Origin of the sequence: Lutispora saccharofermentans (assembly GCF_024363565.1) — a bacterium.
Classification (GTDB): Bacteria; Bacillota; Clostridia; order Lutisporales; family Lutisporaceae; genus Lutispora; species Lutispora saccharofermentans.
The window spans coordinates 88242-110134 of the sequence record NZ_JAJEKE010000008.1 but is presented as its reverse complement, the minus strand read 5'-3'; the positions used below and the strand labels follow the sequence as shown (position 1 = coordinate 110134).

The 21893-nt window shown below is 39.8% G+C and carries 22 protein-coding genes; 4 read left to right on the top strand and 18 right to left on the bottom strand.

Annotated features, from left to right (window positions below):
- Positions 1-2: 2 nt before the first annotated feature.
- From LJD61_RS10745 to LJD61_RS10735, 3 genes are read right to left on the bottom strand one after another with little or no spacing between them, the layout of a single operon-like run.
- On the bottom strand, positions 3-965 hold the full coding sequence (locus tag LJD61_RS10745; RefSeq protein WP_255227538.1) for an ABC transporter permease: 963 nt from the start codon (positions 963-965) through the stop codon (positions 3-5).
- Between the two features lie 4 nt (positions 966-969).
- Positions 970-1953 carry an ABC transporter ATP-binding protein gene (locus tag LJD61_RS10740; protein WP_255227537.1) on the bottom strand — a complete coding sequence of 328 codons (984 nt, stop codon included), beginning with the start codon at positions 1951-1953 and terminating at the stop codon, positions 970-972.
- 7 nt (positions 1954-1960) lie between these two features.
- Complete coding sequence (locus tag LJD61_RS10735) at positions 1961-2932, bottom strand: ABC transporter ATP-binding protein (RefSeq protein WP_255227536.1); 972 nt, start codon at positions 2930-2932, stop codon at positions 1961-1963.
- A gap of 318 nt (positions 2933-3250) precedes the next feature.
- Here LJD61_RS10735 and LJD61_RS10730 point away from each other — a divergent pair, with 318 nt between their 5' ends.
- From LJD61_RS10730 to LJD61_RS10720, 3 genes are all read left to right on the top strand, one after another.
- Entirely contained in the window at positions 3251-5197 is a 1947-nt protein-coding gene (locus tag LJD61_RS10730; RefSeq protein WP_255227535.1) for an LTA synthase family protein, read from the top strand.
- 33 nt (positions 5198-5230) lie between these two features.
- On the top strand, positions 5231-6532 hold the full coding sequence (locus LJD61_RS10725) for a hypothetical protein (protein ID WP_255227534.1): 1302 nt from the start codon (positions 5231-5233) through the stop codon (positions 6530-6532).
- A gap of 473 nt (positions 6533-7005) precedes the next feature.
- Complete coding sequence (locus LJD61_RS10720) at positions 7006-8448, top strand: phenylacetate--CoA ligase family protein (protein WP_255227533.1); 1443 nt, start codon at positions 7006-7008, stop codon at positions 8446-8448.
- Positions 8449-8930: 482 nt separating this feature from the next.
- On the opposite strand, the gene LJD61_RS10715 is transcribed toward LJD61_RS10720, so the two are convergent.
- The 10 genes from LJD61_RS10715 to LJD61_RS10670 form a co-directional block, all read right to left on the bottom strand.
- Positions 8931-9935: a linear amide C-N hydrolase gene (locus LJD61_RS10715; protein ID WP_255227532.1), complete on the bottom strand. Its 1005-nt coding sequence runs from the start codon at positions 9933-9935 to the stop codon at positions 8931-8933.
- 30 nt (positions 9936-9965) lie between these two features.
- Positions 9966-11375 (bottom strand): M28 family peptidase, encoded by a 1410-nt coding sequence (locus LJD61_RS20535; RefSeq protein ID WP_255227531.1) that lies wholly within the window; start codon positions 11373-11375, stop codon positions 9966-9968.
- 162 nt (positions 11376-11537) lie between these two features.
- Positions 11538-12869 (bottom strand): hemolysin family protein, encoded by a 1332-nt coding sequence (locus LJD61_RS10705; RefSeq protein WP_255227530.1) that lies wholly within the window; start codon positions 12867-12869, stop codon positions 11538-11540.
- Between the two features lie 342 nt (positions 12870-13211).
- Positions 13212-13835, bottom strand: coding sequence for a hypothetical protein (locus LJD61_RS10700; protein WP_255227529.1), 624 nt, complete (start codon positions 13833-13835; stop codon positions 13212-13214).
- A gap of 24 nt (positions 13836-13859) precedes the next feature.
- On the bottom strand, positions 13860-14090 hold the full coding sequence (locus LJD61_RS10695; RefSeq protein WP_255227528.1) for a hypothetical protein: 231 nt from the start codon (positions 14088-14090) through the stop codon (positions 13860-13862).
- 146 nt (positions 14091-14236) lie between these two features.
- Entirely contained in the window at positions 14237-14455 is a 219-nt protein-coding gene (locus LJD61_RS10690) for a chorion class high-cysteine HCB protein 13 (RefSeq protein ID WP_255227527.1), read from the bottom strand.
- 38 nt (positions 14456-14493) lie between these two features.
- A complete protein-coding gene (locus tag LJD61_RS10685) occupies positions 14494-14763 on the bottom strand; it encodes a hypothetical protein (RefSeq protein ID WP_255227526.1) in 270 nt (89 codons plus the stop codon).
- Between the two features lie 76 nt (positions 14764-14839).
- Complete coding sequence (locus tag LJD61_RS10680) at positions 14840-15028, bottom strand: hypothetical protein (RefSeq protein WP_255227525.1); 189 nt, start codon at positions 15026-15028, stop codon at positions 14840-14842.
- Positions 15029-15073: 45 nt separating this feature from the next.
- Entirely contained in the window at positions 15074-15310 is a 237-nt protein-coding gene (locus LJD61_RS10675; RefSeq protein ID WP_255227524.1) for a hypothetical protein, read from the bottom strand.
- A 31-nt stretch (positions 15311-15341) separates the two neighbouring features.
- Positions 15342-15479 (bottom strand): hypothetical protein, encoded by a 138-nt coding sequence (locus LJD61_RS10670; RefSeq protein ID WP_255227523.1) that lies wholly within the window; start codon positions 15477-15479, stop codon positions 15342-15344.
- 201 nt (positions 15480-15680) lie between these two features.
- Here LJD61_RS10670 and LJD61_RS10665 point away from each other — a divergent pair, with 201 nt between their 5' ends.
- Positions 15681-16265 (top strand): flavin reductase family protein, encoded by a 585-nt coding sequence (locus LJD61_RS10665; protein WP_255227522.1) that lies wholly within the window; start codon positions 15681-15683, stop codon positions 16263-16265.
- Here the strand turns inward: LJD61_RS10665 and LJD61_RS10660 are convergent, their stop codons facing one another.
- From LJD61_RS10660 to LJD61_RS10640, 5 genes are all read right to left on the bottom strand, one after another.
- Positions 16266-17969, bottom strand: coding sequence for a tetratricopeptide repeat protein (locus LJD61_RS10660; protein WP_255227521.1), 1704 nt, complete (start codon positions 17967-17969; stop codon positions 16266-16268). It lies immediately after the preceding gene.
- Between the two features lie 29 nt (positions 17970-17998).
- Positions 17999-19162 carry an RNA-binding domain-containing protein gene (locus tag LJD61_RS10655; RefSeq protein ID WP_255227520.1) on the bottom strand — a complete coding sequence of 388 codons (1164 nt, stop codon included), beginning with the start codon at positions 19160-19162 and terminating at the stop codon, positions 17999-18001.
- 130 nt (positions 19163-19292) lie between these two features.
- Positions 19293-19484, bottom strand: a complete 192-nt coding sequence (locus LJD61_RS10650; RefSeq protein ID WP_255227519.1) for a hypothetical protein — start codon at positions 19482-19484, stop codon at positions 19293-19295.
- Positions 19485-19951: 467 nt separating this feature from the next.
- Positions 19952-20596, bottom strand: coding sequence for a response regulator (locus tag LJD61_RS10645; RefSeq protein ID WP_255227518.1), 645 nt, complete (start codon positions 20594-20596; stop codon positions 19952-19954).
- Complete coding sequence (locus LJD61_RS10640) at positions 20583-21746, bottom strand: sensor histidine kinase (protein ID WP_255227517.1); 1164 nt, start codon at positions 21744-21746, stop codon at positions 20583-20585. Before LJD61_RS10640 ends, LJD61_RS10645 begins: the two co-directional genes overlap by 14 nt.
- Between the last annotated feature and the right edge of the window lie 147 nt (positions 21747-21893).

Here is a 21893-nt window from a genome sequence, read left to right as displayed (position 1 = left end):
ATTTAACCTCCTAATTTAATGCGCGGATCCAACCAGGCTACTACTAAGTCCGTGATTATGTTCATAAAAACCACTGCTACGGCTAATATGAGGAATGCTCCCTGAAGCACGGGATAATCCATAGCGCTTACGGATTCATAAATAAGCCTGCCTATGCCCGGCCATGCATATACGGTTTCGGTCATCACTGCTCCGCCTACCATGGACCCTATGACCAGACCTGTCACGGTTATGGTGGGAATAAGTGCATTTTTAAGTGCATGGGTGCGTATTACATATTTATCATTCCATCCCTTTGAAAAAGCTGTACGGATATAATCCTCCTTCAGAACGTCTATCATGCTGTTTCGCGTATATAGTATGATTGTGGCCACATTATTGATGAACAGCGTCAGAGCCGGCAGCACAGCATGCCTTGCCACATCCAAAACATAATCCAGTCCCTTTCCCGGAGGAGGCGTATAAGCACCGCCTGTCGGGAAAAGCTTCAGATAATATGCAAATATATACAGAAACGCAAAAGATAAAAATGGTATAAATATCGAAATCCCTACCACAACCAAAACATTCACCAGCTTATCAAAGGCTTGATTCCTTTTCTTGGCTGACAGCATTCCTATGGGTATGCCGACCATAAGCGAAAAGGTTACAGTGATGACCAGCAGCAGCAATGTCCAAGGCAGCTTCTGCATTATGACCTCCGTAACGGGTTCTCTGGTCTTAAAGGATACACCGAGGTTTCCCATAGCAGCCTGTTTTATGAAAATTGCATATTGCTCGCCCAGCGGCTTGTCCAGGCCAAACTGCTCCATCATAGCCTTCTGCACCTCAGGCCCCATCTTTGGGTCCACCAGCAAGGTTACAGGGTCAGCCGGCATAAGCCTGATGATGAAGAATGTGATCGTTATGGATACAAAGATTGTCAGCAGTCCTTTCAGTCCTCTTCTAAACATATATTTAAGCACCTTGTCAATCCTCCTTCCCTTCCGAATATAAATGGCAGCGAACAAAATGATTTGGCTGTACCTCCAGTATTTGCGGATGCTCATTTTTGCATATTTCCATAGCCTTAAAGCATCTGCTTGCAAATCTGCAGCCCATGGGAGGATCGATAGGGCTTGGTATATCGCCTTCCAATATTATTCTCTTCCTCTTCTCCTTTGACTTTGGTTCCGGTATAGCAGATATCAATGCCTCCGTATAAGGGTGAAGAGTTCTCTCGAATATTTTATCCGTAGGAGCTAATTCCATAATTTCTCCCAGATACATCACCATTATCCTGTCACTGATGTGCTTCACTACGGATAAATCATGGCTGATAAACAAATATGTCAGATCCAATTGTTTCTTTAAGCTGTTGAAAAGATTCAGTATTTGAGCCTGCACAGAAACATCGAGGGCCGATACCGCTTCATCGCATACCAATATTTTAGGCTCCAGAGCCAAAGCTCTTGCGATGCTGATGCGCTGCCTCTGACCTCCCGAGAATTCATAGGGATAACGCTCGTATAATTCGGTTTGAAGCCCCACCAGTTCCAATAGCTCATATACCTTTTTACGTGCCTCGCCATAGCTTGAGACAACCCGATTAGCCACCAGAGGTTCTGCAATGGCATCTCCTATTTTGATTCTCGGGTTTAAGGAAGCATAAGGATCCTGGAATACCATCTGCAATTCTCTCCTCAATGCTCCGAAATCCCTGGACCTCAAGCTCATTATGTCCTTATCCCTGTATACAACTTTACCTGAAGTGTGCTTTATAAGCTTCAGCAAAACCCTTCCCAATGTTGATTTGCCGGAGCCTGATTCTCCTACAATGCCCAGGGTTTCTGATTTATATAGATCAAAGCTTACATTTTCTACCGCATGGACATATTTCTTTTTCCCAAATAGCCCGTTATATACATCAAAGTACTTGGTCAGATCCTTGACCTCTAGTATTTTATCCTCCATAAAACCATTACCTCCCTTCAAAGCCCAGCCAGCATTGCACATAATGGTTGGGGCTCACCTCTTTAGTAGGAGGAACGCTGTCCTTGCAGCCTTCCGCACATTCACCGCACCTATCCGCAAACCTGCACCCTGCTGCAAAGTTTTTAGCTACAGGCACCGTACCGGGTATTGAATACAACTCCTCCTGCTCAACGGACAGGGATGGTATTGCAGCCATAAGGCCTTTTGTATATGGATGGCATGGATTTTCAAATATTTCTTCTGCACTGCCCTTTTCAACTACCCTGCCGGCATACATTACCACTACCTCATCACATATCTCTGATACTATTCCTAAATTATGGGTTATGAGCATCAGCGAACCCTTTTCCTTCAGCTTTTGCATCAAATCCAGTACCTGAGCTTGAATAGTAACATCAAGGGCAGTGGTAGGTTCATCCGCGATCAGCAGATTAGGCCAGCATACTACTGCCATAGCTATCATCACTCTCTGCCGCATGCCTCCTGAAAACTCATGGGGATATTGATTCAGCCTCTTCTCAGGGCTTGGTATGCCTACCAATTCCAGCTGCTCTATTACCTTTTCCCTTATTTGTTCCTTATTCATATCAGGATAATGCTTCCTCAAAACCTCACCTATCTGGAATCCCACTGTTAAAACAGGATTCAGCGATGTCATAGGCTCTTGGAAGACCATGGATATATCTTTACCCCTTACTCTCTGCATATCCGCCTCCGGCTTTTTCAGCAAATCCTCTCCTTTATAGATAATCTGGCCGCCCTGGAAAACTATGTTAGATGGCAGCAATCTCATTATGGACAAGCTTGTCATACTCTTGCCGCATCCGGATTCGCCTACTACGCCCAGGGCTTTTCCTTCCTCTATACAGAATGTAACTTTATCCAATAAATTGTATACATCTCCATTATCATCTTTAAAGCCCATGCTGTAATCCTTGAATTCAAGCAGTTTTGTCATCCGCCGCACCCTCCAACCAAGACATAATTATTAATAGTCTATATTAATTAGCAAGATACATGCCAACTTAAAAGCCTTAATTTTTTTGTTCAAATGTTCGCAATGGAAGGAAAAATTCAATTATTGTATATGACTGGAATAATTTGAATTCGGTTGAATATCTTTTAGAAATTATTTGGTTATATTAAGTCATTTTAAGATGCTCGTTAATAACTCAATATATCTCAATAAATAAAAAGTGTTCAGAAGTGCCATAAAGATTTTTTTTGTTTATGGTGCTGCTTTGTTATATAATTGTTATATAGGGGGATCACGTAGATGATAAGAAATATAAAAATTCCGCACTTTATACTTTATTTTATTCTCTCAACGTTCTATATGGAAAGCATATTGAGGTTATCTGTCACCGGAAGCCTATTGGCTTCCGGTTCCATACTCTCTTTAATATTTTCAATACCCTTTTCAATTGTTTTATATATGCTCTGCTCCTTCTTTAAAGAGAAGACAAACCATGTTTTATGTTATATCACCCTTGGCTTATCGGCATTTATTTTCTCCTCACAGCTGCTGTATTACAAGACCTTCAAAACATTTTACACCTTGTATTCAGCCGCAAACGCCGGGCAAATATTTGAGCTGTGGAGGGATATAATAGCCAGCATAGCCAAAAATCTTGTTTGGATCATATTGCTGTTTCTCCCTCTCATATCATCAGTGTTATTGAGAAAGAAGCTGCCGTCAATAAAAAGACCCGACAGGCGATACAGAATATTTTTAGCTTGCTGCATCCTCTTATTTCACCTAACGGGGCTTGCTTTTATTTATGCAGGAGGGAGAGGACAATATTCCGCTTATGATCTATACTTTGAAAGCAGCTATCCGGTCCTGTCAGTGAAAAAGCTCGGATTGATCACCTCTATGAGGCTGGATGTGCAAAGACTGTTTTTGGGCCGGTCTCCTGCATTGGCAGAACCCCCCCGCAACCCGCAGCCAGCTCCTCCAAAAGCTGCCGATGATCCAAAAGAGAAGAAGATTGAATACAACATCATGGACATAGATTTTTCTCAGCTGATCTCTGCTGAAAAAAATGAAACAGTAAAAGGTATGCATCAGTATTTCCAGCAGGTGGAACCCACCTCAAAAAATGAATATACCGGAAAGTATAAGGGATATAATCTCATATTAATCACAGCCGAAAGCTTTTCTCCTTATGCAGTGCGCCGGGACGTTACTCCCACCCTATACAAATTGGTTAATGAAGGCTATAATTTTACAAACTTCTACACGCCTATATGGGGGGTAAGCACTTCAGACGGCGAGTATGTAGCATATACGAGCCTGCTGCCTAAAACCGGCGTTTGGAGCTTTTATAAATCCGGCAAGATATCAATGCCCTTTGTATTGGGGAATCAGCTAAAGAGTCTGGGCTACAAAACTCTGGCTTATCACAACAACACCTACACCTATTATAGAAGAGATGTCTCCTATCCGAATATGGGCTATGCCTATAAAGGATTGGGGAATGGCCTGGAAGTAGAAAAGACCTGGCCCGAATCAGACCTGGAAATGATGGAAAAAACAATACCGGAGTATATCGCAAAAGAACCTTTTCATATCTACTATATGACCGTCAGCGGGCATATGAGATACTCCTTTGCAGGAAACGCTATGGCTTTAAAAAACAAGAAATATGTGAGAGACTTGCCCTATTCGGAACCCTGCAAAGCATATATAGCCTGTCAAATAGAGCTGGACCGGGCAGTGGAATATTTGCTGAACAAGCTTGAAGAAGCAGGCATAGCGGATAGGACTCTCATAGCTTTAAGCTCTGATCATTATCCTTATGGACTCGAGATCAATGAGCTAGAAGAGCTGGCCGGTCATCCTATAGAAAAAAACTTTGAACTCTTTAAGAACAACTTTATCCTGTATACAAAAGGCATGGAGCCGCTTGTCATCGACAGGCCCTGTTCAAGCCTCGACATCCTCCCCACGCTTTCCAACCTTATGGGATTGGAGTACGACTCAAGGCTCCTCATGGGAAGGGATATATTCTCAGACTCCGAACCTCTGGTCGTATTCAACAATAAAAGCTTCATAACCGACAAAGGCTTCTATAACGCAGAAAGCAGAGTTTTCATTCAAAAGCAAGGGGCAAAGGTTGATGAGGACTATATAAAAGCAACTTCCGAAACGGTAAACGCAAAATTTTTTTACTCCTCAAGGATACTTGAAACCAACTACTATAAATATGTGTCAAAATAAATAAACATCATTATATTTTTAGGGAGGAGCTTCATGAAAAAAACAATTATAAAAAAGATGATTTATGTTTTGTTATATTCATTGATTGTCTTTTCTCCGTTTTATGCAAAGCCTTACTTCAACGCTTATGGGGATCTTAAAACCAGAATGTGCTATGATTTTGAATACTTTGGAGAAGAATTAGAAAAGCTGAATGCCAACATATCTCAAATATTGCTTTTAGAAAGCCATGATTTTAATGCCGATAAAGATTTTATAAATAAGAATGCCGTTCTTAATTTCTCCAAATCCAATCGTGATGCATCAGATTATGGAAAGAGCAAGGCCATCCACGATTATGACCATATGTATTTGCGCGTAAATAATGTGATAAAAAGCATACTTTCCGATGATATAATAGACTTCTCGGAAGAAGAATATTTAAAAGCTCTCTATTCATATAACGATCAACTGATCAAAGAGTATAAAATTATTTTAGGAGACCTTTACGATGGCTTTAATTCTGATCAATTCACTCAATTAAAAAAGAATATAATAAAAATATACAACAGCTATTCACAGAAATCAGAGGAGCTGCTGCACGAGGAAGAATACAAATTTTTAAAGAGCTATAAAGGGAATTTTGAAAAAGCTGATTTTGAAAAAGCAAAAAAATATTGTGAGCAGGTCTTTTCAGAGCTGGTAGAAGCCAAATCGCTGGAATACGATGATGACCCGGAGCAGTATACTGATATATATGAATTTAACACCCAATCAGAGTATATCCATGAGAACAAAACCCGTGTAAAAGACGATACTGTAAGCTATAAAATCACCTATGAAAAAAAGACCGGAAGAGTTGCCGTTCAAGCCGTAAGCTATTGGGTCCCTTCAAACATGTACTCGGAAGAAGAGCTTGATAAAAATGCAAGCGAAATAGTATCAAGGTTTGACGACAGCGTATTACTATATGACAAAAAAATAAAATACGACGATGAAGGAAAAATAAATTATATCACTTATTCATATATAAAAAAGGTTAACGATGTATATGATGAGATGAAAAAAATTAAGTTGATTTTGGAATCTCACGGATTGATAAGCACCTTTGAGATAGTATACCCCTATGAAGAAGAAATGGTCATGCCTGAAATAAGCCGGGAGGATATAATGGCAAAATTGAGCAAGGAAGCACAGGTTATGGATATAATGATGATACGAAATATGGAAGGCAAAATAGAATACGAAGCAGTATTAAAATATGCTGACATATTATACTCTGCCGTTTTTGACGGCAGCAGCGGTGAGCTAAAATATTTCGGACAGAATTTAAGAAATTATAATAATCCTCTTTAACAGCACAATTTAAAAATGAAATATTATATTGAAATATATTTTCATATGTGATATCATTTTAAATATTAAATTCGATGATGGTTCAAAGTAGATTGGTAACAATCCTTCAGGGAGAAGCTGCCTTAGATTGGAAACAGCTTTAGGATATGGCCAATTGAAGTTCGCTCCGGAGAAGCCGCCTGAAAGCTTGATTAGGGTAGGCCGCAATTTCCCGGCGTTATTTTGGGAAGGGGTATCGGATATTTCCCGTACTCGCTGAGGCTGCAGTCTATTTATTAGACAAAGGGTGGTATGATGAAAATTGCTTTTCATCCCTTTGGGGATGGAAGGCTTTTTATTTTAGCAGCATATATTTCAGGAGATATTCCGGCACTTCAAAAGAGGACAACAATGTCAAATTGGGTGGTACCGCGGAGTACAGTCGCTTTCGTCCCAAAGGAAAGCGGCTGATATTTTTTGGAGGTGCATCATATATGAAAATGAATCACGGAAAGAAAACAAGTAATAGAAGCAAGTTATCAGCAAATTCAGCAGCAGAGGAAAATGCAAGCATATGCTGCCAGAAATATAAAAACGGCCTTTGCGATAACTGCCTGAGCTGCATGGCAATACGCTCCGTTGCGCTGTCAGGATCAACGGAATGTATAAAAAAGGAAAATGATAGAGCAAGAGAAGAGCTTGAGAAAAAACAAGCGGAGAAGCTAAGGGAGACCGTTGCCTTGCTGAAAAGCAAAGTGCCCTATTATAGCAGGCTTCTTAAAGATATAGAAGTTGATGATATTCAGTCAATAAGAGATATAGAGAAGCTCCCTTTCACAACCAAAGAGGATCTGAGGTGCAACTACCCATTCGGATTGTTTGCAGTGCCTAAAGAAAAACTGGCCAGGATCCATGCCTCCTCAGGCACTACCGGAAAGCCTACCGTAGTCGGATATACCTCCGGTGATATCGGCAGATGGGCTGAAATGATCGCCCAGGAGCTTGAAGCTGTCGGTGTAACAAAAGAAGACACGGTACAAGTAGCTTATGGATACGGACTTTTTACAGGCGGCCTGGGATTCCATTACGGAGTAGAAAAATTAGGTGCTACCGTGGTGCCCATGTCCACCGGCAACACAGCAAAGCAGCTGCAGCTCATGCAGGATTTTGGAACCACTGTATTGGCCTGTACTCCGTCATATGCATTACATCTTGCGGAAGCCGGAAAAGATCAAGGCATTGATTTCCACAAGCTTCCCATAAGGATAGGAATATTCGGCGCAGAGCCCTGGACTGAAGAAATGAGGCAGGAGATTGAAAAAGCTTACGGGATAAAGGCATATGATATATACGGCTTAAGCGAGATCATCGGGCCCGGAGTGGGCTGTGAATGCAGCCAGCGCCAGGGGCTCCATATAAACGAGGATCACTATATAGCCGAAATAATAGATCCCGAAACAGGAGCGGCCTTAGATTATGGCCAAAGCGGCGAGCTTGTGCTTACATCAATCGCAAAAGAGGCCATGCCCTTGCTCCGCTACAGAACAAAGGATATCACTACCCTTTACCGCGGACGCTGCAGCTGCGGCAGCCTAAACGTGAGAATGGACAGAGTAACCGGCAGGAGCGATGATATGCTCATCATCAAAGGGGTTAATGTCTTCCCTTCCCAGATCGAAAGCGTGATAATGAGCATGCCGAAATTGCTTCCCCACTATAATATCGTGGTAAGCAAGAAAGGCAAGCTCGATGAGCTTCTGGTACAAGTAGAAGCGGAGCTTTCTTGCGATGATGGTGCGATAGCAGCAGATAAGCTAAGGAGAAATATTATGAGTATAACCGGTATAGCAGCGGAGGTAAGGCTGCTGCCGCCAAAAACCCTTCCAAGGAGCCAGGGCAAGATCAGCAGGGTTGCGGATTTGAGACAAGCTCCATAAGCAATAGCATCCATGTATAGTCACGTATAGTATATAAAAATTGATGACACTAATTCACTGAGCCTAAGAAAATCCTACGCTTCCCAAAGGTCATCCGTGACCTGGAAAGCTTGCTCGGCGTCCGTGCCTCGCCTACGTTTTTTCTAAGGCTCAGCTCATAAGGGTCATTGGCAATTTTTATATAAGCATACTTAGTCTATACATGGATGCTATTTTACTGCAGCGGAATATATAAAAGTTTCGAGTTACGAGTTGCGAGAGCTAGGGTATTCCTTTTTCTATTTTAACTAATCCCATATCTAAGCAGGTTCGTAACTCGCATTCCTGTGTGATATGGCATTAGAAAAACATTTCCGTGTTTTTCAGTGCAAAAATCCGTGTCTTTCAGTGGTTCCCGTCCTCTTATGACCCGTAAGGAATACCATAGCTTCTGAGTTCTGAGTTCTGAGCTCTGAATCCTGAGCAGCTTGCGGCTTTGGGCGTCAGCTTTTCAGCGGCAGGTTAAAACTCATTATATCGTCAAAATTTTTCTTGATCACCAATTGTATGCTTCCCTTGCTCATATTGTACGTAATAGACCATTGCGTTGTAGGCTGGGATATTTCCTCCAGCAGCTTCATCGCTTCCATTTCTGTCAGCTTACCCTTATTCTCACTCAGGACCCTCTCAGCCGCAGCGTATCTTCTGCACCCATTTTTGGTTTTTTCGTTGCTTCCGTATACTATGAAATTGGTTGCAACCTGCCATTGCTTATCGTTTTTAAGAACCTTCATCTCGCCTTTTACAAATTCTATGATTGCGGAATTTCCTTTTGCATCGGCCACAAGAAAGTGCAAAGGCGGTGCAGGAGGAAAATACACATTATACTTTTCGATATACGAAACCGCTTCTTCAACGGTTTTCGCATGATCTAAAGTCAGCCGCATTACGGTAAGATCACCCAGAGTCACCTTGCCAGGATCTATAGATGCTTCAGTGCCCATGGCAGTCATTTCACCTATAGCCAGGCCATATTCATTCATACCGTCAAATGGCAGATACGGAGCATCCAGCAATCTTCCCAATTCCTCCTTTGATGCATTTGCAACCTCTTCCTCAGAATTAAAATTCAGATATTTCATATCCACCATTGATACAGAAGCGTAGCCATCAATGGGGCGAGTAAATAATATAAGCTTCGGATTGTCATACCAGTCAAAATTTCGCCCGAAGATCATATCGCCTTCTTTACTGAGAGCTGCAAAGCAGCTGCAGGCAACATCCTTGCTCAAAGAATCATCATATGCGGATATCTTTTTCCCAACTTTCAAGTAGTCCCCAAACCCGTAATCCCCATAATACATCATGGTATATAGAGGACCATCGCCGATTTTTTTAAAGCTGGCTAAAGCATTTTCCCCGGCTTTTTCCGTCTTCAGGTAAAACACGCCCATAGAGCAAATTATTATGGCAAGGCACACCATCCACTTTACGTATTTACGGCTCATTTAATTGCTCCTCCTCAATCAAAATCTTCATCAATAAGCATTTTTATCGATATAGTGAAGCACGAGCTTTACAATCTGCTCAATTTTTGTCTTGCTTATATCTTCCATATTATCGTTAGGGCTGTGATAACCATTTCCCCAATCTTCATCGATGAGCATCACCGAAGCTACACCGACTTGGGCAAAGCTGTAATGATCGCTGCCTGCCATATCGCCCTTCCTCGCTTCAATCCCCAACGCCCGGGCATATTCATACATTTCATCCTGGAGCCCGTACCCGCTCTTATCAGCGGATGCAATGGTTATGGGCATTTCTTTGCTGGCCCCTATCATGTCCATATTTATCATGGCTGCTCTATCCAAAGGATAGACGGGATTGTTTACATAATATTCAGACCCGGTAAATCCTGACTCTTCCCCATTAAAAGCGATAAATAGAATGGATTTTTTAGGTTGTATCTTTCCTGATTTGATCACCCTTGCTATTTCCACCAATCCGGCAGTGCCTGAAGCATTATCCAATGCCCCTGAATTATAGGTGCCATTTTTATTGTCGCCTACATGATCAAAATGTGCGCCCACTATTATATATTCATTCTTTAATTTGGGGTCCGAGCCTTCGATCAATCCTATCACATTAGACACCGGCTTGCGGAAATCCTCTTCGAAGCTGCATATAAACCTCAGATATAAGCCCTTATCTGCTGCCTGTGCCAGTTCCACAAACGTATCGTTATCAACAAGCATATAAGGATTGTAGCTTCCCCTCATCCAGGGGCCGCGAAAAGGAGTCACCGTCAAATTAGAATGTTTTCTATCCTCACTCTTTATATCAAATTCTCCGATCCCTGCTAATGCTTCATTCTGACTTACTGTCTCAACCATTTCCGTAGTGCTTGCGTTTTGCCTTGAAGAAAGGGAGAATAAGCATATTTTCCCTTTAGCATCTTCTTTTGAGGTATTAATGGCCTCCATATCCTCTGCCTTGTATAAAGGAGCTTTTATGTCTATATCCTGGGTCTGGCTCGATAATGCTCTTATTACGAAATTCTCCACATATTTGAAGCTTTTTACCACATTTCCTTCTTTATCTTCTAATTGCAAAACAGGCTCATTTTTAATGATTTGCACCTGTGTATAATACTTTTGGACGTAGTTTTCTAATTTTGGGGAAGACACTAACCCGATTTTTTTAAAATGATCAACCAGATACTGAGCTGCCAATTCGTTTTCTTCGGTACCGGCGAGCCTGCCTTTATATTTATCTGAGCTGAGCTCCTCTATCGTAGCCAGGATGCCGGTCTCATCTATCATATTTTCAGCCGCATTGATAGTGATTTTATTGGTTTTTGCAGATTTTTCCCCAGAACAAGATGAGAATACTATACAAAAGCATAAAAGCAATATAAAAATACATGAAAGCCTTTTAAAATTATTCACTACACACCCTCCTTATCCATATTTTGTCTATTTCCATTTTGTCTATTTCCGTTTAAGTATATTATATCTTTTTGATTTGTGATAGCTATGTATTAATTGTGAAAAAATTCTGAGATTTTGTTCAAATATAAAAGCCGGTATATTTCTATACCGGCCCTAATATTATTCTTGTTCTTCAGCTTCATCAGGCTGCTTTTTAATCCTGATTTTAGTTATCCTTTTATCATCCACTTCTTCAATGCGGAATTGCACTCCGTCAAACTCAACTTCGTCCCCCACCTCGGGCATTTTACCTGAAAGGCTCAAAACCATACCGCTTATAGTGTCAAACTCCAGCTCATCCTCTGGAAGCTCAGTATGCATTATGTCATTGACCTCATCAATGCTGAGCATACCGTTGATCAAATATGTATTATCATCAAGCTGTTCATACTCCAGCACCACATCATCATATTCATCGAAGATGTTTCCTACGATTTCTTCCAATAAGTCCTCTATCGTGATAAGCCCGGCCGTACCGCCATATTCATCTATTACAATGGCTATATGGGTCTTGGATTTCTGCATCTCTTTAAAAAGCTCATCTATCTTTTTATACTCGGGTACAAAGTAGGCGGGCCTGATAATATCTTTTAAAGAAACTTTAAATTCTTTTCCATACTTCATCATGCCGAATAAATCTTTAACATATAACAATCCGACTATATTATCTATTGTATCTTCATATACAGGTATACGGGAGAAATGCTCTTCAACAATCACTTCCAGGATTTCCTCAAGAGAAGCGTTTATATTGATAGCTGCTATATCTGTTCTGGGTGTCATTACTTCCTTAACCACTGTGTCGTCAAATTCAAAGATGCTGTTGATCATTTCCGTCTCTGTTTCTCTGATGATCCCTCTCTCTTCTCCTACGTTTATCATAAGGCGTATTTCTTCTTCGGTAATTTGGCCTGAATTATTTTCTGCGGAACCTCCAAACATCTTGACTATGAAGTTTGTAGAGAAGGTCAGAAGCTTGACTATAGGAAAAGCAATCTTAGAAAGGAATAAAATTGGCTTTGCTACGGCAAGAGCTACCTTATCGGACCACTGCAGAGCCATCCTCTTAGGTACCAGCTCCCCCAGCACTAAAGTTATGTATGCCATGAGCAGGGTCATTAATATAAATGAAAAAGAATCTGCATATGTAGATATAATTGCCAGGTTGGATTTTTTTAGAGCTTCAGCCAAGTATACAGCAAGAGTTTTAGCACTCAGCGCGCTGGCAAAGAAGCCTGCAAAAGTGATTCCTACTTGAATTGTAGCAAGCAGCTTGCTCGGTTCTTCAATAAAATTATCTACAATTTTGGCGGCTTTGTTGCCCTCTTCTATGAGAGGCTTTAGCTTCGATTGCCTGATAGACACTATTGCCATTTCGGAAGCGGCAAAGAATGCGTTAATCCCTATCAGTAATAAGATTACAAACATTTGCGACCACAGGTCCCCGTCCATTAAAAAAATTCCCCCTAATAAAGTATTTTATATAATATTATACTATTTATCTTAGCATATACCAAGTCAATATTTTCCTGAATTACGCAATCTAGGCTATGGTATTGTCCCTTTACTCCTGCAGATTGCTGATATCACGCAAGCAAAATTTAGACAAGAGCCCTTATCTAAAAGATAATAGTTCTTGTCTCAAACCGGATATAAAAACAAATATCAACAATCCTATAAACATCTTATCACATTTTCGCTCCACGAAAAGAAGAATCAATATGCCAAGCAAAAATAAATCTTCAAAAGTAAAGTTGGTTGATACGAAATTCGTAATTTTTATTATATCCAATTTTATCTCCCTGCCTTAAAACCCAATCTTTCCATCATCGCAATCACATTCATGGCCTTTACGCAATCGTCCAGGGCTTTTTGCCTCCTATCGGATACAAATGGCTTCATCGAGTTTAAGAGAACTATCCTTTTATCGTTTTTATTTCCATCGAAGAACTTTTCCATAATATTGTTTAAAAGGGTTTCATCAAATAAAGCTGTCAAAGGATTTTGATAAGCCATATTCTCCGCCCTTTTATCTTCGCTGTCATTTACCTCATTTTTTTTTTGATTGCTCATACCTTTTATGAGCATTCCCATTAATTCATCTTTTAAGCCATCAAAATCATTGCTTTTGAGCATATTGCTCAATCTCTGGCTTGAACCGTCCGGACTGTTTTGATTATCTAAATACTGAATCAATTCCGTTTTGAGACCTTCAATATCCCCTCTGTCTATTTTATCCTTAACATCTTGACTTATATTTATGTTTGGATTATTGTTTATCTGGTCCATAACCATTCTTTTCATTTGCTGCTGATCAATATTGTTTAAATCCACCCCGGGCATCTGCTCAGATATTTTCTCCTTTATAGATTCAATATCTCTTTCATTATACCTGTTATTATTTCTACCATAAGCCATGCAACTACCTCCAAAAGTCTTATTTTAGTATACGAGCCTTCTGCGCTCTTTTTGGCTTTTTGCTTTCCTATAAATTATATCTTTGCTATCTTTGCCGCACTCTATATCTTCCTTACCGCATTGGTCGCTTTCTTCCTTTAAGCCTTTGTTTTTAATGATAGGTTCGGAGCATCTTTGGGGCAATATACACACCAAAAACAGCAAAAGCAGTATCCATATAATGTCTTTATTGAATATCTCATCAAAAAAACTCATACCAAAACCCCCTCGGGATATAAGAACCTCTTTAGCAGATACTAAACAGGTTCTAATCTTTTCTCACTTCTATTTTATTCCCTAAGCTTATTTTGGTTACAGCTTTTCCTTAGAAGTTTTAAGCCCGGTTCAGGCCGGGCTTAATCTTAAAATATTCTTTTGCCGCAGAAGCAGAAGAAAAATAATATAATCAGTATTATCCATATTCCATTGTTACCCAAGAAACTGCCGCCGAATATACTGCCGCCGCATCCTGAACCGCCGAAGCCTCCACAGAAAAAGAGTATCAGAAGTATTATCCAAATCCAGTTAGAACCGAACAGGCCCGCCGTCGGCTCGCAGCATTCTTGCGATGCTATGCCCATATAAGCACCTCCTTATGGGCTTAAATTAACTTTCAGTGTTAAATTCCTACTCCAAAGAAAGTCCTTCCAAACCCTCCGAAAGCAATTACTGCAAGTATTATGATGAAGAAGAAATTGCTATCTCTGCCTCTTGTAATGCAGGATGCCAATAATATGAAGAGCACAAGCAGCAGCAAGAAAGAGAATTCGCCTGGCTTGCAGAAATCTGCTAACCCTGCAACAGGTCCGCAGCCGGTCCCTATGCCTGCAACGTTACCACAGCCGCAGCCGGTTCCCACTCCTGCAACATTACCACCGTATAAGCCCATATTCACACCTCCTTTATTCTGAATACTAAGAAATTATTGTATTTTGAACCCAGGCTAAGCCTGGGATCTTTTGTACTTACAGGCCTACTCCGAAGAAAGTTCTTCCAAAGCCCCCAAAGGCTATTACTGCAAGTATTATGATAAAGAAGAAGTTATTAGTTATACCTTTGGTGACACAAGATGCTAAGAGGATAAACAAAAGCAGCAGAAGCAAGAAGGAATTTGAATCAAATGCTCCTAGCACGTTATCGAAATTACCTGACATTAAAGCACCTCCCTCCTGGTAAATCTGAAGCGACTTTATTTCATGCTAAAAGAATTCTCCGAAAAAGGTTCTCCCAAAGCCTCCAAAGGCTATTACTGCAAGTATTATAATAAAGAAGAAGTTATTAGTTATACCTTTGGTGACACAAGATGCAAGGAGTATGAAGAGAAGCAACAAAAGCAAGAATGAATTCTCGCCGGGGCAGCAATGCTTTTCTTCTACTATCCCTGCAACAGGACCGCAACCAGCCCCTACACCTGCAACATTACCGCATAAACCCATATTTACACCTCCTTTTTATATTTTTTGATCATCATATTAGGAATTTGAGCTTATCTTGAGCGCCCAAGGCAAGGATGGCAAGAGCTATAATAAATATGAAATTGCTGTTTTTGCAGCCGCTGGCTAGAAGTATGATGAGCACCAGCAATAACAAGAATATATTGTTCATATCTAACCTCCTCCCACCCAAAGGGTTGTTCTCTCTCTTCCCACTTCTATACTATGTGCAGGTCCTTTTTTTGTTACAGCATGACTTAACATTTCAAAACTTTTTTTGGGCCAGGCCTCAGTTGAATTTTTCCGCCTGTTGCTTTATTATTTCATTAGGCAACTGTTTGTCAGTGATAAAAGTAGAAAAGGATGGTTATATATGTCTAAGATTCAATTGAAGCCGGGAACGATGCTTTATCCGGTGCCTGCGGTAATGGTTTCATGCTCACATAACGGGGATAACAATATAATTACAATAGCCTGGACGGGCATAATTTGTTCGGACCCCCCCATGCTTTATATTTCGGTACGTCCCGAAAGGCATTCCTTTGAAATGATAAAAAATACAGGTGATTTTGTAGTCAATCTGCCCAATAAAAAGCTTTGTAAAGCATTGGACTTCTGCGGAGTTAAATCAGGAAGAGAGGTAAATAAATTCGAATATTTGAGCCTGACTCCTGAAAAGTCCAATTTTGTAACATCCCCTTCCATAGGAGAGGCCCCGTTAAGCTTGGAATGCAAAGTGAAAGATATTATCCCGCTGGGCTCCCACCATATGTTCATTTCTGACATTGTAGGAGTTTCGGTAGATGAAGGGCTCATGGACGAGAAACAAAAGATTCATTTATCAAAAGCAGATCTGATATGCTACAATCATGGAGAGTATTGGAGTCTGGATGAGACCTTGGGCTTTTTCGGATATTCCATAAGAAAGAAACAAAAAATAAAAAGGGAAAGAGGATAATCATTCTCTTTCCCTGCATTTGCTTCCTATATAGCTGAATATGATCCTGGATTTCTCGCTTATGGAGCTTTTTGATACCTTGTATTTATCGGCCAGCTGCCGCTGAGTCACTTCCTTGCAGGTAAATTTGCAATATGCAAATTCCAAAGCGGCTGCCCATATCTCTATCTTTCCTATATTGGGGACTTCCGGATATGATGATTTTATGAAATCATACCAAATATCTTCTACTATTTTCTTATAAGGTGTCTTATAGCAGCTTTTCATCATCTTCAGAGTTTTATTCTTTACCTCTTCCCATTCCTTTTTCCACTCATCTTCAAGCAGTCCATCAGGCTCAATGGTTATCTCCTTTATCTCTCCATCCATCAGCACATAATAGGGCTCTTTCGCACCTATCTTGTTGAGCAGAAAAGCAGCTTCTATCTTTATGTTCTTATCAATATCCGGCCTAAGGATATATTTTCTGATCACTTCTTCAAGCTCAATTATATTTTCTTTTCTTATTTTATTGAAGACCATCTTCCTCAGTACAATCTTATCAAAGCTTATGACAAAATATATGATGTCCTTGATATGCTCGTCACCAGCTAACCGCGCTTTTGCTTCGCCTTCCCTTAAAGATAAGAATTCATATATTATATCTATCCTTCTTCCAACTTCCTCCTTAGGGAGCTGATAAAGATAGGGCAGGTATTTGAATTCCCTGATGCCTTCTTGGGTTTCAACAGCTATATTGAAATAATAATCTCCAAGAAAATTCTCTTTGTCGGTTTCTTGAAGCCTTTCCCATAACGCTGCCGCTTCTTTAAACTTTTTGCAGTTAAATGCAGCTACTGCAGTGAGATGAACATATTTAGGATTTTCTCCATTTATCCTGAGAAGCCTTTTGTATGCATCGTAAGCTTCTTTATACCTGTTAAGGCAGCCCAATGTGTCAGCGATCTTATATGCATAATCCTCATTTTCCGGATACAGCTTCTTGATGATGCGTATCTGCCTTCCCAGCAAGCTGTTTATTCCAAGCTTGTTATAATATATTGCAAGATTGCAGTTTGCATGGACATTGCCTTGCTCATATGCAAGCACTTCTTTTGCCATTGCTATTGCTATATCTATCTTGCCCAAGTAGTAATTTGTCAAGGATAGATTATTCTTCGCAGGAACTGCGTTAGGAAGCTTCGAGACCACTTCTTCAAGGTTTTTCAGGGCCTTTTCGTAATCTCTTCTTTCCATGAACTTTATCGCGTCCTCTTCTATTTTGTATATCTTCTCCAGTTCCTCATCGTCAAGGTTATTGTTAGCATCTATGATCATTGTAAGCATTTCGACCAGATGCTCCGCTTCTTCTGCAAATTCTCCATAAGGAGCAAGGCTTAAATATTTCTCGAAGTATTCCAATGCCTTCTTTATCTTTTGTATCTGAAGAAAATTGCAGCCTAACCCGAAATAGCATTCATCATAGCCCGGGTCCAAATTATTTACTATGTTCAGAAGCACACTGGAAGAATGTTCTATATGTCCAAGCTCAGCCAAAAGCCCGGCATAGTTGAACTGCATATAGCTGTCGTCAGGTTTTATATTTACTGCTTTTTCAATATATCTTAAAGCGGTTTTCAGTCTGCCGTTTTGCAAGTACTTAAAGCTTAAGTCAAAGTAAAAATCCGCTTCTCTTTCAAAGGGTACGACTTTTTTTTCTCTCATAATACACCACCCAAACGCCTTTCGGGATTTTAATATAAGGTTTTGAATCCTCCCGGCAATATGACTTTAAATAAATTTCTTTTTTCGTTGTTTATAAATTTTACCCTTCCATGATCTGAAAAGGAATTCTTTATCCTTTTTAGACCTGAACCTGTCTTTAAAAATCTTTTTTTCTCGTCCAGAACCAGCAGTCTATGATAAAGCCAATTGTTCCGTCTATAGGGGTTATTTTCATTCAACAGTGACTGGACCCCATCCAGATGGCATAATGCTCCTGGATTGCTGACTTCAATATGACCGCTGGAAATATATATTATGATCTCTCTTCCATAGCTGAAATAATCCCTATGAACTACCGCATTGGCAACTGCCTCAAACAGGGCTGCTATAGGATAATCCGGCTTTTTTATGATATTTTCAAGGTATTCCTCCACATGGTTCAGCATAGAAGTTATATCTCCTTCAAAGTACTGTGCTTCTCTTGTCTTTCCATCTATTATCTTTATGCCTGTATGAGGAAGAAATTGCTGGGGTTTATAGCCGAATATGAGCATCCCTCCTATAGTGGGATGAAATTTATCCAGATCCTCCTCCCTGCAAAGTATACCTAAGCCCTCTAATAAGGGATATATGTTATCAATCTTTTCATACTCTATTTTTAAACCGGAATTAGCAAGATACTCCATCAAAATGTTTGAATCAAGCTGATCCACATGTACATTATTCAAAGCTGTTGTCTCGTACTGCAAAAGCCCTGAATCCTGGAGCATGCCTGCGATTTCTTCTCTTCGGGCTATATCCGTAGTCGATCCTCTTCTGAGGTAAAAAGAGCCATTTTGGAGTATCTGATGAGGTTTTTGGCTGCTTTTGTATATAGTAAGAACTCCTATTGCTTTTTCATCATAACTCACCATATCGAATCTTATCATAATAGGGGGATCGCATCTTTGGCTGATTATTTGCTGAATCTGCTCTTCCAGATGGGGCATCTCTTCTATGCCGACCACCCTCTTAGTTTTATCCTCTATGCCAAATATGATATATCCTCTTCCGCCCTTCGAATTTGCAATGGCGGATACATCCTTAGCCAGCTCCTTTTTTTCCCATTCTGTTTTGATGGATAGCTTTTCTTTAAAATCCAGCTTGGTTGATTCATTTTTATCCAGAAGTGCCGCGAGTCTCTGCTTATTCATGTAACGCACCCCCATTTTGCAAATTCTAATTTTAGTTTACCATAATGAAAATAAATAACATAGTACCATATGTATTATTATCTAAATTTAAATAAAATACAGCGATAGTCGCTATCGCTGTATTTTGTGATCATATAAGCCTGTTCATCATAAGATGTATGTCTAAATCCATATTGCTTGAAGGTTTCCCATCAAGGATCTTCTCAATACTCTCATATATTGCCATCCAATTATCCTTCTCTATTGAAAGCGGCGAATCCTTTATTGCCTTTTCGGCTTTAAACTGAGAATGGCTTATATATAACTCATTGATTAAACTCATCATAAAACCCCTTTTCTTAATAAACAATTTTCCATAAATTTTTTTGATTTTAAAATTTGCTTTTTCTCCCATTGCATGTGATAATAATCATCCATGTCATCCCCTCTCATTTTTTGAACACAAAAAAGGTCATGGAGTTCCATGACCTTAAATGCAATCAATATAATAATGCTCAGCAATCAAACCGCCGGATAAATAATTAAAGTCACAGACTATACAGCCTGCGACTTAAATCCATAATAATACTATAAAGACATTTATAGCGGTTATAATTCCTTCGCAGGCAAAAATATGAAGTTGTATTCCGCATTTGTTAAAAATCGTTTTGTTCTAATCATGTTTTTGCCTCCTTTCAAATAATCCATTAAAATTATATTTGACATGTTTATACTATAACATGAAATTTATTCCTTAGCAATATCTTTTTCATAAGTCAATTATTACAATATTATTACAGGGCCTGCCTTTTACCACTTTATATTGTTTTTATATGCGTATATGGCAGCTTTAGTCCTATCATTAACATTTATTTTCCTAAATATGCTTGACACATGGTTTTTTACGGTTTTTTCGCTGATAAACAGCTTGTCTGCTATATCCTTGTTGTTCATACCATCGGCTATAAGGGATAGGACCTCATATTCCCTTCGCGTAAGGTCATTTTCGGTGTTGCTTCTGTAGGTTTTTGTGCTGTTGAATTCACGCACCAACTCTGCAGCAAGCTTTGGCTGTATGTATGATTCTCCTGCATAAGCATCTTTGATGGCTTTTGTCAGGGATACGGAATCCGAGTCCTTCAGCACATATCCTAATGCACCCAATTCTAAAGTTTCCAGCAGATATTCTCTTCCTTCATGTATGGTTAGCACGACGGTTTTGATATCAATATTTTCCTCCTTAATCTTTTTTAATGTAGGTATTCCGCCCATTACAGGCATATTGATATCGAGAAGCAGAACATCAGGATTAAGTTCCTTGATCTTTTCCAGGGTCTCCAGACCGTTTGAAGCTTGTCCTATGACCTCAAAGCCCTCTTCCAGCTCCAGAATTTGTTTCAGACCTTCTCTAACCAGAGAATGATCATCAGCTATCAGTATTCTAATCTTTTTCATATTGTACCTCCCCATAAACATCAATAGGTATAGTAATTAATATTTTTGTGCCGTTTCCCGGTGAAGCATTAAGCTCAAATTTACCATTGAGAAGCAAAACCCGCTCCTCCATGCTCATCAAACCATACCCGCTATTCTCGTCGGCCCTCTTTATAGAATCTCTGCTAAAGCCTACTCCATTGTCACTGATCACAATATTTATGTTCTTCTTTGTCAGCTCAATCTTAACCGATGCCCTTGTGGCTTTTGAATGTTTTTTAATATTGTTCAATGATTCCTGAACAATCCTGAAAGCTGCAAGCTCAATCACAGGAAGCAGCTTTACCCTGTCTCCGAAAAACTTGAATTCAACAAATATTTCGGATTCCTCGTTATGCTGAGTCACAAGCCTCTCTACGGTAGGTATCAAACCAAGGTCATCCAAAGACATGGGCCTTAAATCATAAATTATCTTCCTCACGTCTTTAAGGCTGGAGCGCATAACCGTCCTGAGCCCACGCAATTCTTCCTTGGCTTTATTTCTGTCAATATCTATAAGCTTCTCACACAATTCAGATTTTAGAACCAAATTGGCAAGTATCTGCGCAGGGCCATCATGTATCTCTCTTGACAACCTGTATCTTTCCTCTTCCTGGGCCTGGATCACCTTTATTCCTAGATATTGCTTCTCCTTGAAATCTTCAAGCTGTACATGGATATTTTTTAAGTCTCCGCTTAAATAGCCTAATACAACCCCGATTTGAGATATTAACTTTTCTGCCTTCTTCAGAGTTTCTCTTGCTGACCTGAGCCTTAATTCCAATTCTGTCCGGCGGTTTACCAGGATTTGCTCATCATTTTTCTTAACCATCAACTGAAGCTGCAGATCCTTTGCCTTTTCATAGACTTCCTTTATATCTTCTTCATTAAAATCTTTGAAGTTTTTATTAACAATCATGAGCCTGTATCTGATGTCTTTTTCCAGTTTAGTCAGCTTATCTACCTGCAATATTATTTCTTCAGTCTTCATTTTTACCTGATTAAGCTCATCTTCGATCATCTTATATTGATTCCTTGACTCTTCGGCTATCTCATATATCTGATTCTGGCTTTTTTCTATCGCCTCGAGAGTATTTTGTATAATTTTAGTCAGCTTATCAATGATTAACATCCCCTTTTCTGAGACTTTCCTCAGATGACAAAATTTATCATATCATTGTATATTATACTATTATTTCTCCTAACTTGTAAGTGTATTGTTGCTATATGTCGCTTTAACAGGAATTAATGCTCACAATATGAGTCTTAAGGACTAAAA

What these genes read in the sequence shown, in the direction of transcription:
- LJD61_RS10695 (WP_255227528.1), bottom strand. Translation starts at nt 14,090, where the DNA reads ATGAGTTTTTTTGATGAGATATTCAATAAAGACATTATATGGATACTG.
- LJD61_RS10720 (WP_255227533.1), top strand. Translation starts at nt 7,006, where the DNA reads ATGAAAATGAATCACGGAAAGAAAACAAGTAATAGAAGCAAGTTATCA.
- LJD61_RS10690 (WP_255227527.1), bottom strand. Translation starts at nt 14,455, where the DNA reads ATGGGCATAGCATCGCAAGAATGCTGCGAGCCGACGGCGGGCCTGTTC.
- LJD61_RS10680 (WP_255227525.1), bottom strand. Translation starts at nt 15,028, where the DNA reads ATGTCAGGTAATTTCGATAACGTGCTAGGAGCATTTGATTCAAATTCC.
- LJD61_RS10645 (WP_255227518.1), bottom strand. Translation starts at nt 20,596, where the DNA reads ATGAAAAAGATTAGAATACTGATAGCTGATGATCATTCTCTGGTTAGA.
- LJD61_RS10725 (WP_255227534.1), top strand. Translation starts at nt 5,231, where the DNA reads ATGAAAAAAACAATTATAAAAAAGATGATTTATGTTTTGTTATATTCA.
- LJD61_RS10665 (WP_255227522.1), top strand. Translation starts at nt 15,681, where the DNA reads ATGTCTAAGATTCAATTGAAGCCGGGAACGATGCTTTATCCGGTGCCT.
- LJD61_RS10685 (WP_255227526.1), bottom strand. Translation starts at nt 14,763, where the DNA reads ATGGGCTTATACGGTGGTAATGTTGCAGGAGTGGGAACCGGCTGCGGC.
- LJD61_RS10700 (WP_255227529.1), bottom strand. Translation starts at nt 13,835, where the DNA reads ATGGCTTATGGTAGAAATAATAACAGGTATAATGAAAGAGATATTGAA.
- LJD61_RS10705 (WP_255227530.1), bottom strand. Translation starts at nt 12,869, where the DNA reads ATGGACGGGGACCTGTGGTCGCAAATGTTTGTAATCTTATTACTGATA.
- LJD61_RS10640 (WP_255227517.1), bottom strand. Translation starts at nt 21,746, where the DNA reads ATGTTAATCATTGATAAGCTGACTAAAATTATACAAAATACTCTCGAG.
- LJD61_RS10740 (WP_255227537.1), bottom strand. Translation starts at nt 1,953, where the DNA reads ATGGAGGATAAAATACTAGAGGTCAAGGATCTGACCAAGTACTTTGAT.
- LJD61_RS10715 (WP_255227532.1), bottom strand. Translation starts at nt 9,935, where the DNA reads ATGAGCCGTAAATACGTAAAGTGGATGGTGTGCCTTGCCATAATAATT.
- LJD61_RS10735 (WP_255227536.1), bottom strand. Translation starts at nt 2,932, where the DNA reads ATGACAAAACTGCTTGAATTCAAGGATTACAGCATGGGCTTTAAAGAT.
- LJD61_RS10650 (WP_255227519.1), bottom strand. Translation starts at nt 19,484, where the DNA reads ATGAGTTTAATCAATGAGTTATATATAAGCCATTCTCAGTTTAAAGCC.
- LJD61_RS10660 (WP_255227521.1), bottom strand. Translation starts at nt 17,969, where the DNA reads ATGAGAGAAAAAAAAGTCGTACCCTTTGAAAGAGAAGCGGATTTTTAC.
- LJD61_RS10730 (WP_255227535.1), top strand. Translation starts at nt 3,251, where the DNA reads ATGATAAGAAATATAAAAATTCCGCACTTTATACTTTATTTTATTCTC.
- LJD61_RS10670 (WP_255227523.1), bottom strand. Translation starts at nt 15,479, where the DNA reads ATGAACAATATATTCTTGTTATTGCTGGTGCTCATCATACTTCTAGCC.
- LJD61_RS10675 (WP_255227524.1), bottom strand. Translation starts at nt 15,310, where the DNA reads ATGGGTTTATGCGGTAATGTTGCAGGTGTAGGGGCTGGTTGCGGTCCT.
- LJD61_RS10655 (WP_255227520.1), bottom strand. Translation starts at nt 19,162, where the DNA reads ATGAATAAGCAGAGACTCGCGGCACTTCTGGATAAAAATGAATCAACC.